The sequence below is a fragment of the Dyella sp. genome, from assembly GCF_051954575.1.
Classification (GTDB): Bacteria; Pseudomonadota; Gammaproteobacteria; order Xanthomonadales; family Rhodanobacteraceae; genus Dyella_B.
Window position 1 is genome coordinate 1 of record NZ_JBQCHP010000015.1, and the last position, 14,310, is coordinate 14,310.

The following is a 14,310-nucleotide window of genomic DNA, read 5'->3' on the forward strand; positions in this document are numbered from 1 at the left end:
GCAGCGTGACCCAACGTGTTAGAAGCGGTTGTTGGGTTACGCTGCGCTAACCCAACCTACGAATGCATCACGCACGGCATTATTGCCGCGCTTCCAGGCGCATGCCGCGTGGTGTTAGCCAACGCTCAATACCTTCGAACAAACCCTGCACCAGCAGCGCCATGCACGCAGCAGGAATGGCGCCTTCAAGGATCAAGCCGGTATCGTCCAATCGAATGCCGGTGACGATCGGTTGCCCGTAACCACCAGCACCGATCAAGGCGCCAAGCGTCGCAGTGCCCACATTGATCACTGCGGCCGTCTTGATGCCCGCCAGGATGCTGCGCATCGCCATCGGCAATTCCACCCGGCGCAAGCGCACGCCACGCGGCAAGCCCAGGGCGGCGGCGGATTCGCGCAGATCCGGCGGAATACCGGTAATTCCCGCATACGTGTTGCGCACGATCGGCAGCAGGCTATATAGGAACAAGGCGGCAATCGCCGGCCACGTGCCGATGCCGAAAAAGGGGATCATGAACACGAACATGGCCAGCGACGGAATGGTTTGCAGCACGCCGCTCAACGCCATGATGAGCTGGCCGAGCCGCTTGGCGCGCGCCGAGAACACGCCCAGCGGAATGGCCAGCAGCACCGCCGCGGTCAACGAGATCAGCACCAGCCGCAGATGCTCCACCGTGCGTTGCCATAGCCGCGTCCAGCGGTTGGCGCCGTCGCCATCGGCCGGCACGCCGAGAAACTGCGCCGCCACCGCCGTTTCCTTTTCGCCGTGCAGCTTCACTTGCGCATTCATCCGGCGCATCGCATTGGCGCTGATGCGTCCGGCGAGTTTGTCCAGCACCTCGATGAAGGCCGGCGCGCGAGTATCCAGATCGAGGCGGTACACATAGACCGCCTGGTAATGCGGAAAGTAATGCCGATCGTCGTCGAGCGTGCGCAGGTGGTAGTAAGGAATCTCCGCATCGGTGCTGTAGAGATCGATTGCATCCACTGCGCCGCTGGCGAGCGCGCGATAAGACAGCGCATGGTCCAGCCCGCGCACCTGTGTCTGGGGCAAGCCATAGCGCTGGCGCAAGCCCGGCCAGCCGTCGCTGCGCGCCATGAATTCGTTGGAAAAACCCAAGCGCACATCCGCATGCGCGGCCAGGTCTGACAGGCTGCGAATACCGAGCTGCGCAGCACGATCCTCGCGCATGCCGATCGCATAAGTGTCGTCGAAACCCAGCGCATCCGTGATGCCGATGCCCAGCGGCTGCAGCGCGGCGCGCAGGGTCGGGATATCTGCATCGGGCGCGACGTTTTTCAGCAGCTCGTGCGTGAGCGTGCCGGTGTATTCGGGATACGCATCGATGTCGCCGTGCTCAAGCGCGCTCCACAAGATCGCGGTGCCGCCCAGCTCGCGCTGATGCACCACCGGCACCCCTTGCTGCCGCGCCGCCAGCCGGGCGATTTCGCCCAGGATCACCGATTCGGTGAACTGCTTGGAACCGATGCGCACCGGCGCCGCGTGCGCCGATGCCGGCACCATCAGCAACAGTGCGAGGAACAGCCATGCGCGCTTCATGGCGACACCCCGCGCAAGGTGCGCTGGGCTTGCACGAAGCGCGTCACGAAGGGATCGGCGGGGCGGCGGCACAGATCGTCCAGGCGTCCGTCCTGCACCACCTTGCCGTGTCGCATCAACACCAGCCGATCGGCAAACCATGCCGCTTCGGCCATGTCATGCGTCACCACGATCACGGTCTTGCCGAGCTGGTCGAAGATCGCCTTCAGCTCGTCCTGCAATTCGTGGCGCACGATGGGATCGAGTGCGCCCAGCGGTTCGTCCAGCAACAAGGCATCGGGATTGAGCATCAGTCCGCGCATCAGCGCGACGCGTTGGCGCTGGCCGCCCGACAATTCCGCCGGATAGCGTTCCAGTGCGCTGGCGGGCAGATGCGTGAGCGCGGCCAGTTCCTCGGCGCGCTGGCGGATATGCTCGCGGTTCCAGCCCAGGTGATGCGGCAGCAGCGCGAGATTGCCCAGCACGGTCAGATGCGGAAACAGGCCGCCTTCCTGGATCACGTAGCCCACGCGCCGGCGCAGCGCCAGCACCTGGCTGGGTTGCAGCATGGCGCCATCCACCCAGATTTCGCCGCTGTCCGGCCATTCCAGGCCAAGTAACACGCGCAGCAGGGTGGATTTGCCCGACCCGCTGCTGCCGATCAGCGCGGTATTGCTGCCGGCCGGAAAGCGCAGGCTGACATCATCCAGGGCCGGCACAGCGCCGTAGCGCTTGCTGACGCCGCGGAGCTCGAACGCTTCGGGGGTAATGGGCATGGGGGACGGGGACGGGGACGGCAGCGGGAAGCCCGATTGTAGGCTGGGATGCCATCCTGGCGGCCTTTCCGTGAAGCTTTGAAAGGTGAATGTTGCAAAGCAGCATGTATCCTTTGCGCATGCTCTCCCACCCCGCCATCCTCCATTACTGGCGCCGCCTGCGCGGTTCGGATCGCTTTGCCGAATGCCAGCGCGTGCTGCTCGCGCTCGGTGGCGTGATCCTCTATTGCCTGTGGCGCCATCACGCGACGGCGATGATTCCCGCAATGCTGGGCGTGATCGCCTGTGCGCTGGCCGAAACCGAAGACCACTGGCGCAGCCGCCTCACCACCCTGCTGATTACCCTGCTCTGCTTTGCCGGCGTGGCCTTCATGGTGGAATGGCTGCTGCCGCGCACGCTGCCGTTCACCCTCACGCTAGGCCTGATGACCTTCGTGCTGGTGATGCTTGGCTCGATCAGCGCGCGCTACGCGACCATTGCCGGGGGCACGCTCATTCTGGCCGTCTATACGATGGTGGGCACCGACCAGCCGCATGCGTCTAACACCTTCTTCGCCGAGCCGTTGCAGATGCTGGCCGGTGCGGCCTGGTACGGCGCGCTGTCGCTGCTGTGGAGCGTGTTGTCGCCGCAGTTGGCCGTGCGCCACGCGCTGGCCCGCGTGTTCGACGCGCTGGGCGATTACCTGGAAACCAAGGCCGCCCTGTTCACGCCCGTGCATGGCATCGACCGCGATGCATTGCTGCTGACGCTGGCGATGCAGAACGAACAGGTGGTGGACGCGCTCAACGATACGCGCATCGTATTGATCGACCGCATCGGCATGCGCCGTCCGCGCGGCGCCACGGCGGCACGCTTGCAACTGTATTTCGAGGCACAGGACATCCACGAGCGCGTCAGTTCCTCGCATTATCCGTATGCGGCGCTGGCCGAGGCGTTCTATCACACCGACGTGCTGTTTCGCTGCGAACACATCCTGCGCCTGCAGGCGCGCCAGTGCCGCGAACAGGCCCAGGCGCTGCGCCTGCGCACCTCGCCGGCTGCCACCACTGACATGCGTGCGGCGCAGAACGACTTGCGCAACGCTATCCATACCCTGCGCCATCAATCGTCCGCGCCGGCCGAACACCTGCTGCGTTCGCTGGATGCGCTCCTGCGCAACATGGCCGCCATCCAGGCCTTGCTGGAAAACGATCACGCGCCCAGCACGCTCGATGGCGAAGATGGCGCCCTGCAGAATCCCGGCCCGCAATCGCTGCGCGAAGCCTGGGAGCGCATCACCATCCAGCTCACCTCGCGCTCCTCGCGCTTCCGCCATGCGGTGCGTCTTTCGCTGGCGCTGATGGCCGGCTTTGGCGTGCTGCGCCTGGTGCATCCCCAGCATGGCTACTGGATCCTGCTGACCACGCTCTTGGTCTGCCAGCCAAGCTACGGCGCCACGCTGTCGCGCATGCTACAGCGCGTATCCGGCACGGTGATCGGCGTGCTGATCGGCTGGGCCACCTTGCGCCTGCTGCCCGCGGCACCGTGGCCATTGCTGCTGATCGTGCTATCCGGCGTGGTGTTCTTCGCCGCGCGGCTGCGCCGCTACACCCTCGCCACCGCCTCGATCACCGTGTTCGTGGTGCTGTGCTTCAACCAGGCCGGCAACGGCTACGAGGTAATGTGGCCGCGCCTGCTCGACACCCTGATCGGCGCGGCCATCGCCGCCCTGGCCATCTATCTCATCCTGCCGGACTGGCAAGGCCGCCAGCTCGACCAAGTGCTGTCCAACACCCTGCGCAACGATGCGCGCTACCTTCAGCAGATCATCGCGCAATACGTGCACGGCAAACGCGACGACCTGCCTTACCGTATCGCCCGCCGCGAAGCGCACAACGCCGACGCGGCCTTGAGCGGCATGCTCGCCAACATGCTGCGCGAACCGGGCCGGCGGCAGCACGGCAACGAAAACCTGCTGCGTTTTCTCACCATCGCGCACACCATGCTGGGGCATATTTCCGCGCTGGGCGCGCATCGACAGGCGATCGGCGATGCGCAGGTTCGCGATACGGTAACGTTGGCCGGCAACTTGATCGTGACCAAGCTGGAGCATCTGGCGGATGCGCTGCTTGCGCCTGTTTCGCCTCCGGATAGCGAAACGGAGCAGAGCATGATGCCGCATGCGGATGGCGTGCAGGATGAGGTTGCGCGGCTGGTGCTGGGACAGCTGGGGATGATTTTGGTGTTGCGGGATCGGTTGGCGAGTGTGGTGCGGGATATTCGCAATGGGTGATTTTTTCTTTCGAGTCTGCAACTCGCGTAGGTTGGGGTGCGAACCCCAACGTCGCCATGCCTGAGCATTGCGCGATGCATGGCGATTGCCTGCGGCGCTTTCGGTCGCGGGGCGACCGAGTCACTTTCTCTTGCGTGCCCAAGAGAAAGTAACCAAAGAGAAGGGCACCCCAGAGGGCGCGCCTTCCGGGCTCCTGCCCTCCAGGTGCGCAGGCGGGCTACGGGGTTTTTCGACAGCACCTCCTGTGCTGACGAAAAACTGGCTCGCATCCGTGCGAGCCACCCTGCGGACTTTCCTTCGCCCACCTGCCGCGCCATATGGGGCCCCTTTGGCGCACATCCGTGTGCGCACTCGGTGCCAGCGCTTTGCGCTGGTCGAACGTCGCATGCTCATGCATTTCTAGAGGTGTATTGCGCGAACAACTCAGCGACCGGCGCTCGCGCCGGCGGCCGCGCACGATGCGCGCCTGCTCGTCGGGGCCCCTAGGGGGCGGTGAAGGGTGGGCGGATCAGCCCGCAGGGAAGCCGGCATGGATGTCGGCTTGTTTTTCGTCAGCCCACGGATGGGCTGTCGAAAAACCCCGCCCACCCTTCAGGGACTTGGCGGGCAGGACGCCCGCCAAGCGCCCCCTCGGGGTGCCCTTCTCTTTGGTTACTTTCTCTTGGGCACGCAAGAGAAAGTGACTCGGTCGCTTCGCGACCGAAAGCGCCGCAGGCAATCTCCATGCATCGCGCAATGCTCAGGCATGGCAACGTTGGGGTTTGCATCCCAACCTACAAAAGTTCCCCGCGAGGTTGTCCCCTCTCCCCAACGGAGGAGAGGGAGTAAAACGTGCCTTAGCGCTTCACCGCTTCCACCCCAACCCAAGCCCCTTCTGCAACGACACAAAATCCTTCAACAACCCCGCCTGCCCCGCCACCAGATTCTGCTGCGCCGAAAACTGCGCCCGCTGCGTATCCAACAGATCGATCAACGACGAAGCCCCTGCTTCGTAGCGCTGACGCATAAGCTCCGCCGACCGATCCGCCGACACCTCGATCTGCTGCAGACGCTGCACGCTGTCGCGCTGATGTCCATAGCGAGCCAGCGCATTGTTGGCATCCTGCAATGCGGCGAGCACGGTTTGGGTATAACGCGCGATAGCTTCATCGCGACTCGCTTCGGCCTGCCGGATCGCACCGCGTGTACGCCCGAAATCGAGCACATCCCATTGCAGGTAAGGCACGCCCAACCACGTAAACGAACTCTTGCGCAGCAAATGCCCGGGATCGGCCGCGTTGGAACCGATAAAGCCCAGCATCGTCACCTTGGGAAACAGGTCGGCGGTGTGCTGGCCGATCTGCGCGTTACTGGCGGCAAGCCGGCGTTCGGCGGCGCGGATATCCGGACGCTGCTGCAACATCGTGGCCGGATCGTCGATCGGCACCGATGCCGGCAACGTCGGCAAGGGCGCGGGGGTCGACAGTTCGCTGTCCAGCGCACCAGGTTCCTGGCCGGTGAGCACGGCAAGCTGGTCCAGCGATTCGGTGATCTGTTCGTCCAGCGGGATCAGCGTTGCGCGCGTAGTTTGCACTTGCGTGGTCTGCCGCTCGACGTCCGCATCGGTGCCGACACCCTGCGCGCGGCGCTGCTGGATCAAGTCCAGCGTCTGCTGTTCGAGCTCGGCGGAACGGTTCGCCAACACCAGGCGCCGCTGCTGATCGCGCAGGCCGATATACGCCTGCGCCACTTCGGCGGCCAGCGTAACTTGCGTGTCGGCCAGGTCGGCATCCACCGCTTCGGCTTGCGCCGAGGCCGCTTCGGTAGCGCGATGCTCACCACCGAACAGGTCGATTTCCCAGGAGGCGTCGAAGCCGGCCGAATACAGTTGCAATGGCCCGCGTCCGCCCGCCGTTCCGGACGATTGCGACAAGCCGGACAGATCCGGCTTGCGCATGCGCAACGCCGCTGCATCCGCCGTACCTTTCGGCAGTTCCTTGGCGCGCTGCTGCTGCAATTGCGCGCGCGATTCGCGCAGGCGTGCCTGCGCGGCCTGCAGGTCGGCGTTGTGCGCCAGCGCCGCGTCGATCAAGGCATCCAAGGTGGGATCGCCGAGCGTGGTCCACCACTGGCTGGGCGCATGCGTCGTGCTGACACCCGTGGCGGGCGCACGCACGAACGCATTCGCATGCGTCACCTGCGGCGCACCGTGGTAATCGGGCCCGACCGTGCAACCCGAAAGCACGCATGATGCAGCGACCATCATGGGCAACAAAACACGCGACGCGCGTAAAGGCATATTCAACATCCTCAATGACCCTCGCTGACCGGCGCGTGGTAGCGCGGTGTCTTCAACAGCAGCGACAGCGGTATGCAGCACGCCAGGGCGATGGCAAGCACGTAAAACGTTTCGGAAAAAGTCATCACCAGCGCCTGCTGCTGGATCTGTGCGGCAAGCTGGCCGAGCGCGCGCATCTTCGAATACGCCACATCGCCGGTGCGCGCGAACCAGTTGGCCGCATACGCCGCCAGGCGCTCCTGCCCGAGCAGGGAGTTGGCGGTGAGTGATTCGCGGATTTCCGCCACATGGAACGTATTGCGCCGGTCGATCACCGTACCGATGATCGCCAGACCGATCGAGCCGCCAAGATTGCGCGCCATGTTGTAGACGCCGGCTGCATCGCCCGCTTCTTCGCGCGTCACCGCCGCCATCGACGCCTGGTTCAAGGGCATGAACACCAACATCTGCCCCGCGCCGCGAATCAGCTGCGACCACAGGAAATCGTGCCCCACGCTTTGCGCGGTGAGATGGATATCCAGCAGGCAGCTCGCTACGAAACACAGCAAGCCGATGATCGCCAGGATGCGGAAATCGACCTTGCCGAGCAGCCGCGGCAGCAGCGGCATCACCAGGAACGCCGGCACGCCGGCCGCCAGCATGATCCAGCCGGATTGCTCCGCGTTGTAGCCCGCGATCAAGCCGAGGAACTGCGGGATCAGATAGATCACCCCGTAGAACACGCCACCGACCACCGACACGATCAGGATCACGCTGGCGTAGCGCGGATTGCGCAACAGGCTCAGGCGCATCACCGGCTTTTTTGCCGTGAACTGCGAGATCGCAATCAACACCATGCCCGCCAGCGACAACAGGCTGAGCCACACGATCATGCTCGACTCGAACCAGCGTTCGCGCTGCCCTTCTTCCAACACCACCGTCAACGAACTCAAGCCAGCGGACAAGCCGGCGATACCGATCCAGTCCGCCTGCTTCAGGGCGTCCCAGTGCGGGCGATCCGACGGCAGGCCGATCAGCAGCAAGGTCATCAAGCCGATGCACACCGGCAGGTTGATAAAGAAGCACCAGCTCCAGCTGATGTTTTCGGTCAGCCAGCCGCCCAGCACGGGGCCGAGCAAGGGACCGAGCAGCACGATCAGGCCGAAGATGGTCATGCCGACCGGCAACTGCGACATCGGCAAGCGGCTGCGGATGATGGTCTGCCCGGTCGGGATCATCGCGCCACCGGTCAGGCCCTGGCCGATGCGCCCGATCACCATCGCGGTCAAGGTATGCGAGAGGCCGCACATCATCGAAAACAGGATGAACAGCGCCGAGCCGCCGAGCAGGAAGTTGCGCAGGCCGAACACGCGCGTCAGCCATGCCGCCAGCGGGATGATCACGATTTCCGACATCAGGTAGCCAGTGGAAATCCACGTGCCTTCCGTGCCGGTAGCGCCGATTTCACCCTGGATCTGCGGCAATGCCGAATTGGTGATGGAGATATCCAGCGTCGCCATCAGGGCGCCGAGTGCGCCCGCCGCCACGGCGACCCAGTCGGCCGCGGTGGCGCGTTCGTGATGCTCAGCCATGGCTGCTTGCTTGCGTGTGGTCGCCGGTGTCGCGCGTGTCCACGTCCACCGTCACCGACAAGCCGGGCAGCAGCAACGCTCGCGTCTGCTCATCGGTATCGAGCCGGATGCGCACCGGCACGCGCTGCACGATCTTGGTGAAATTGCCGGTGGCGTTCTCCGGTGGCAGCAGCGCGAATTGCGAGCCGGTGCCAGGCGAGAAACTTTCCACCACGCCGTGCAGTTCCTTGCCCGACAACGCATCCACATGCACGCTCGCGCGCTGGCCGGCGCGCATCCGGCCGATTTGCGTTTCCTTGAAATTGGCGGTGAGGTAGACGCTCTGCACCGGCACGATCGTCATCATGCGCGTGCCAGGTTGCGCATACTGGCCCACGCGCACGGTGCGATCGCCCACCCGGCCGGCCAGCGAGCTGCGCACCAACGTATCTTGCATATCCAGCTTCGCCTGCCGTGCGGAGGCCTGCGCGGCTTCCAGTTGCGCGCGCGCTTGCGCGATCTGCGCATCCAGATCGGCCATCTTCGCCTGCGCCTGATCGAGCGCCGCGGTGTCCGCCGCCAGGCTCGCGCGCGCCTGGTCGCGATTGCTGGTCAGCACCGACAACTGGTCGCCGCTTTCTGCGCCCGTCCTGGCCAGCGGCGTATAGCGGCGTACTTCGTCCTCGGCATGGCGGCTGCTGATCTGTGCCACTTGCACCTGCGCCCTGGCCTGCTCGATCGCCGCGCGCTGCTGCTGGATACCGGCCTGCGCACGCTGGATATCCGCCTTGCGCGCATCGATGGTGGCCTGCGCCTGGTCCAGCGCCGCCTGGTATTGGCGGCCATCGAGCCGCACCAAGGGATCGCCCGCTTTCACGGTCGCGTTGTCGCCCACATACACGTCGGTGACGTAACCGCTGACCTTGGGCGCCACCGTCACGCTGTCCGCCTGCAGGTAGGCATCGTCGGTGCTCTGCATGAAGCGCCCGACCAGCCACCAGTAACCCAGCGCGATCACCGCCGCAATGAGCACCAGCACGCCGACCGGCAACAGGAAGCGACCGGCGTTAGCGCGGCGGGAGGAGGGTACGGCGGCGCTTTTCTTTACGTCGCCAGATGATGCGGACATGCGTGGCCCTCAAAAATATTCCAGGTGGAATATTTATTCCGATTGGAATAAGTTTGTCAAATGCTATCTTGATCGCAGTGATCGCAGGGATTTACGAATGACACCAGTCAAACGCCTTCGCCGCCCATCGGCCGGCGGCTATGCACGCGGTGACGAAACACGCGAACGCATCATCGAAGCGGCTGTAAAGCTGTTCGGCGAGCGCGGCTTCGCTGGCGCCTCCACCCGCGACATCGCCGCCGCCGCGGGCGTCAATGCACCCGCGCTGCAGTATTACTTCGAGAACAAGGAAGGCCTTTACCAGGCCTGCGCCGAATCCATCACCAGCGATCTCATCGCTCACTTCAATCCTGTGATGAAGCAGGCCCGCGCGGCATTGAAGAACAATGCCGGCACGGACGTACTGATCGAAACCTTGCTCGCCATCCACGCAGCGATGCTGGACCGCGTACTCATGCAATCGAACGCCTCCGCACAGCGCCTGTTCCTCGCCCGCGAGCTGGCCGGCGAGGAACCGCCCGTGGCGTCCAAGCTGCTGAACCAGCAAGTGAAGCAACCGTTCTACAAAGTCGCCACCGCCATGCTTTCCCGCATCACGGGTATCGGCGCCAACGACCCGATCACCCGCATCCGCCTGCTTACGCTGAAGGGGCAGATGATGCCGTTTTACCATCCGTCCAAGGCAGGCCTGGAGGAGTTGGGGTGGAAGGAAATCGATGCCGCCAGGGCGGCGTTGATCAAGGCGACGGTGCTGGACCAGATGGGGATTTTGCTGCGGGCGTGGGCGCAAGCTCGGTAGGTTGGGGGCAAACCCCAACGTCGGAAAATACAGGCGCATACCGACGCTGGGTTTACACCCAATCTCCCCGCGAGGTTGGCCCCTCACTCCAACCCTCTCCCCGGAGGGGAGAGGGAGCTAGAAAACGTCATGACAAAACCATCATAGACGTATCCCCACAACCAGCGGATAGTTACACTCAGCGACATACCCACAACTCCGAAGGCGCCCAGCCTAAGGTTCCCGCAAGGGAATACGGCCAGGCGTCCGTGGTCCCCACCAGGATCACCGGGTGAACCCGGAAACGCGTTCACCTCCCGGCTTGGAAAGGAGCACAGATACATGTCCCCGCTGGCTGACCGATACGGCCGTCGGTTTCCGTATTTGCGGTTATCGGTCATTCCCGCGTGCAACTTCCGTTGCACCTACTGCCTGCCGCACGGCTACCACGCCGATGCGAAGGCGCCTGCGCCGCTGTCTCTGGCCGAGATCACGCGCCTGCTGCGCGGGTTTACCGAACTGGGCATGCACAAGCTGCGCATCACGGGGGGCGAGCCCAGCGTGCGGCACGACCTTACCGAGATCCTGCGCACCGCTGCAGCGGTACCCGGCATCACCAAGCTGGCGATGACCACCAATGGCAGCCTGCTCGCCAAGCGCCTGCACGAATGGATGGATGCTGGGCTCAACGCCATCAACGTCAGTGTGGATACGCTCGATCGCGCCAGCTTTGCCCACATCACCGGCCACGACCGGTTGGACGACATCCTGCACGGCGTGGACATGGCGCTGACGGCAGGCATGTCTTCGGTGAAGCTCAACGCCGTACTGATGCGCGACGTCAACGACCGCGAGCTGCCGGCGTGGCTGGACTACCTGCGCGACCGCCCCATCGGCGTGCGCTTTATCGAGCTGATGCAGACCGGCGACAATCTGGCGTTCTTCCGTGATCACCACGTGCGCGCCGAAACGATGGAAGCCGAACTGCTGGAAGCCGGCTGGCAAGTACTGCCGCGCGCCGCCGATGCCGGCCCCGCGCGCGAATACCGGCATGCCGACTACGCCGGCCGCATCGGCATCATCGCGCCCTACTCCAAGGATTTCTGTGCCGGCTGCAATCGCCTGCGTGTCACTGCCACCGGCGACCTGCGCCTGTGCCTGTTCGGCGAATTCGGCATACCGCTGCGCCCGCTCTTGCAGTCGGACGAGCAGCTCGAAGACCTGGTGCACGCCATCGGCGGGCAGATCGGCCGCAAGGAGCAAGGGCATTTCCTGCACGAAGGGCGCACCGGTGTCACTCCCCATCTCGCATCCACCGGAGGTTGATCGATGCAACAGCGCGAGGGAAGCGCCCATTTCCATATGGCGGACGTACGCCGCAAACGCGTGACGGCGCGCCGTGCCGTGGCGGTTGGCGAGTTGAGCGCAAGCGCCGCCGCGTTCGCGCAGATCGTCGAACGCCGCCTGCCCAAAGGCGATGCCATGGTGATGGCCGAAATCGCCGGCCTGCAAGGCGCGAAGAACGCCGCGCAACTGATGCCGCTATGCCATCCGCTGCCATTGGAATACATCGACGTGCGCTGCGAACCGATCGCCGAGCGCCATGCCATCCGTGTCTATTGCGAAGTAGCGACCTTCGCGCGCACCGGCGTGGAAATGGAAGCGCTCGCCGGTGCGAGTGCGGCCCTGCTCACACTGTACGACCTGACCAAGCCAGTAGAACCGGCGCTCTCCATCGGCGGCGTGCGATTGCTGTTCAAGGAAGGTGGCAAGAAAGGCTTGTGGCTGCATCCGGATGGCATGAGCGACGCCGAGCGCGACCATTACAAACCACGCGGCGTGGCGAAACTGGACAACGTCAGCGCCGCGGTGATCACGCTCAGCGACCGCGCCAGCCGCGGCGAATATAGCGATGCATCCGGACCGCTACTGGCCGAACGCCTGCGCGAGCTGGGCGCAAACGTAAGCGATGTGGAACTGCATCCGGACGAACCCGGCCCGTTGGCCGAACGCCTGCGCGCGCTCGCCGAACAAGGCGCGCAATTGGTGCTATGCACCGGCGGCACTGGTCTTGGTCCGCGCGACCGCACGCCGGAAGCGCTGGCGATCGTGGCCGATCGCTACATCGACGGCATCGGCGAACTGTTCCGCAGCGAAAGCAGCCAGCACACACCGCTGGCCTGGCTGAGCCGCGCCCAGGCCGTGCTGATCGATACCACCTTGGTGATCGCCCTGCCCGGCAGCGCCAAGGCCGTGGCACAGGGCATGGACATACTTGCGCCGATCCTCGCGCACGCGCTGAGCATGGCCGCCGGCGGAGGCCATGCATGAGCCAGGCCACGCTCGCCTACGCAGACGCGCTGCGGATCGTGCTGGCTGCCAGCAGCAAGGCGCCGGTGGAAAATGTGCCGATCAGTGCGTGCATCGGCCGCATATTGGCCGCACCGGTGATCAGTGCGGCCGACCTGCCGCCGTTCGACAACTCCGCGATGGATGGCTTCGCCTTGCGCGGCCACTCCATCGTGCCGGCCGGCACGGAGCTGGACATCGAAGGCGAACAGGCCGCCGGTGACGGCATAGCGCAGGCACGCAACGGCGCATGGGAAATCATGACCGGCGCACGCCTGCCGGATGGGCTCGATCGCGTGATTCCGGTAGAACAGACCGAGCGCGTGTCGAGCACGCGCGTTCGCCTGCTTGCCAACGTGGAAGCGGGACAAAACGTGCGCACCGCAGGCTCGGATGTTTCGTTCGACGAAAATGTCTTGGCCACCGGTACCATGTTGCAACCCCAACACGTGATGCTGCTCGCAGCACTAGGCGTCCCCAGCGTGCCGGTCGCCGAACGTCCACGCGTGGCGGTACTGTGCACCGGCCGCGAGCTGGTCGACGACGCCACGCAAGCGCTCGCGCCAGGGCAGATCCGCAATTCCAACGGACCGTTTCTCGCTGCTCGTCTGCCGCTGGCCGGCGCGCAAGTCGTACATGTGGAAACCGTGGGCGATGATGCGACTGCGTTCGAAGCCGCGCTGCGCCGCGCCCTGGATGCCGGCGCAAAAATCATCATCACCAGCGGCGCCGTCTCCATGGGCCGCTACGATTTCGTGCCGCAGGCCCTGGAACGCATCGGCGCGCAGACGTTGTTCCACAAGGTAGCGATACGTCCCGGCAAACCATTGCTGTTTGCGAAGCTGCCGGGCGACGTGCTGCTGTTCGGCTTGCCGGGCAATCCGATTGCGGTGGCGGTCGGCTTGCGTTTCTTCGTCGAACCGGCATTGCGCCTGATGTTCGGCCTGCCGCAGGAAACACCGCTCCGCGTTCCGCTCAGCAAGCCGTACAGCAAAAAGCCGCGCCTGCGTTTTCATCTCAAGAGCCGCCTGCATATCGATACGCAAGGCCGCCTTGCGGTGGAAGTGCTGGACGGCCAGGAGTCCTACCGCATCCGCCCGCTGTCCGAAGCCAACGCCTGGGCGGTGGTGCCGGCGGACGTCGACGCATTGCTTGCGGGTGCGTTGGTCGACGTGCATGGCCTGGGACATCTTGAATTTCCGCTGCCTTGCGAGGGTGCCGCATGAAGGTTCGCATCACCTTGTTCGGCGCCCTGCGCGATGCCGATCCGCACGGCTTCATCGAACTGGAAGCGCCCGATGGCTGCACTGTCGGCGACTTGCGCGAGTTGTTGCGCGATCATCTGCGCACGCATGCGCCGCATATCAGCGCGGGGCTGGTGCAACGCTCGGCCTTTGCCAGCGAGGATGAGATTCTGCACAACCATCGCGCGGTGCCGGAGCATGGGCAGTTGGCGGTGCTGCCGCCGGTGAGTGGGGGATGAGCATGAGCCTTGCTCAAACCTGGATTCAGCCTCACCGTCATTCCGGCGAACGCCGGAATCCAGTTAAGTACGTCGTGCGAAGCACACATCATTAAATTGTGTGCTGCGCACAGCGTATTTGTCCTGGATTCCGGCGTTCGCCGGAATGACGGTG

General features: G+C 64.6%; 11 protein-coding genes and 1 riboswitch. Of the genes, 6 read left to right on the forward strand and 5 right to left on the reverse strand.

Translation table 11 applies throughout. The annotated features are described in order from the left end of the window. Positions 1–79: 79 nt before the first annotated feature. Complete coding sequence (locus tag ACTHNE_RS01915) at positions 80–1,561, reverse strand: ABC transporter permease/substrate-binding protein (RefSeq protein ID WP_440268438.1); 1,482 nt, start codon at positions 1,559–1,561, stop codon at positions 80–82. Continuing rightward, the gene (locus tag ACTHNE_RS01920) at positions 1,558–2,316 is read right to left on the reverse strand and encodes an ATP-binding cassette domain-containing protein (RefSeq protein ID WP_440268439.1); all 759 of its coding nucleotides are present in this window, start codon (positions 2,314–2,316) and stop codon (positions 1,558–1,560) included. Before ACTHNE_RS01920 ends, ACTHNE_RS01915 begins: the two co-directional genes overlap by 4 nt. A 119-nt stretch (positions 2,317–2,435) precedes the next feature. On the opposite strand from ACTHNE_RS01920, the gene yccS reads away from it, so the two are divergent. Beyond that, on the forward strand, positions 2,436–4,589 hold the full coding sequence (gene yccS / locus ACTHNE_RS01925; RefSeq protein ID WP_324939120.1) for a YccS family putative transporter: 2,154 nt from the start codon (positions 2,436–2,438) through the stop codon (positions 4,587–4,589). A gap of 844 nt (positions 4,590–5,433) precedes the next feature. Here yccS and ACTHNE_RS01930 read toward each other — a convergent pair. Genes ACTHNE_RS01930 through ACTHNE_RS01940 form a run of 3 tightly spaced genes read right to left on the reverse strand, consistent with a single transcriptional unit; the run spans position 5,434 to position 9,546 of the window. Further along, positions 5,434–6,834: an efflux transporter outer membrane subunit gene (locus ACTHNE_RS01930; protein WP_440268440.1), complete on the reverse strand. Its 1,401-nt coding sequence runs from the start codon at positions 6,832–6,834 to the stop codon at positions 5,434–5,436. A 44-nt stretch (positions 6,835–6,878) separates the two neighbouring features. Then, the gene (locus tag ACTHNE_RS01935; RefSeq protein ID WP_440268441.1) at positions 6,879–8,438 is read right to left on the reverse strand and encodes an MDR family MFS transporter; all 1,560 of its coding nucleotides are present in this window, start codon (positions 8,436–8,438) and stop codon (positions 6,879–6,881) included. Further along, positions 8,431–9,546 carry an HlyD family secretion protein gene (locus ACTHNE_RS01940; protein ID WP_440268442.1) on the reverse strand — a complete coding sequence of 372 codons (1,116 nt, stop codon included), beginning with the start codon at positions 9,544–9,546 and terminating at the stop codon, positions 8,431–8,433. The genes ACTHNE_RS01935 and ACTHNE_RS01940 overlap by 8 nt, the downstream gene beginning before the upstream one ends. Positions 9,547–9,643: 97 nt before the next feature. On the opposite strand from ACTHNE_RS01940, the gene ACTHNE_RS01945 reads away from it, so the two are divergent. The 5 genes from ACTHNE_RS01945 to ACTHNE_RS01965 all read left to right on the forward strand — a co-directional run bounded on the left by ACTHNE_RS01945 (position 9,644) and on the right by ACTHNE_RS01965 (position 14,156). Further along, positions 9,644–10,345: a CerR family C-terminal domain-containing protein gene (locus ACTHNE_RS01945; RefSeq protein WP_440268443.1), complete on the forward strand. Its 702-nt coding sequence runs from the start codon at positions 9,644–9,646 to the stop codon at positions 10,343–10,345. A gap of 184 nt (positions 10,346–10,529) precedes the next feature. After that, positions 10,530–10,673, forward strand: a riboswitch (molybdenum cofactor riboswitch). After that, the gene (gene moaA / locus ACTHNE_RS01950) at positions 10,667–11,650 is read left to right on the forward strand and encodes a GTP 3',8-cyclase MoaA (protein ID WP_440268444.1); all 984 of its coding nucleotides are present in this window, start codon (positions 10,667–10,669) and stop codon (positions 11,648–11,650) included. It overlaps the preceding riboswitch by 7 nt. Before the next feature lie 36 nt (positions 11,651–11,686). Continuing rightward, positions 11,687–12,655, forward strand: a complete 969-nt coding sequence (gene moaCB, locus ACTHNE_RS01955; RefSeq protein WP_440268445.1) for a bifunctional molybdenum cofactor biosynthesis protein MoaC/MoaB — start codon at positions 11,687–11,689, stop codon at positions 12,653–12,655. After that, on the forward strand, positions 12,652–13,899 hold the full coding sequence (locus ACTHNE_RS01960; RefSeq protein ID WP_440268446.1) for a molybdopterin molybdotransferase MoeA: 1,248 nt from the start codon (positions 12,652–12,654) through the stop codon (positions 13,897–13,899). The genes moaCB and ACTHNE_RS01960 overlap by 4 nt, the downstream gene beginning before the upstream one ends. Further along, complete coding sequence (locus tag ACTHNE_RS01965) at positions 13,896–14,156, forward strand: MoaD/ThiS family protein (RefSeq protein WP_324936974.1); 261 nt, start codon at positions 13,896–13,898, stop codon at positions 14,154–14,156. The genes ACTHNE_RS01960 and ACTHNE_RS01965 overlap by 4 nt, the downstream gene beginning before the upstream one ends. Positions 14,157–14,310: the final 154 nt, after the last annotated feature.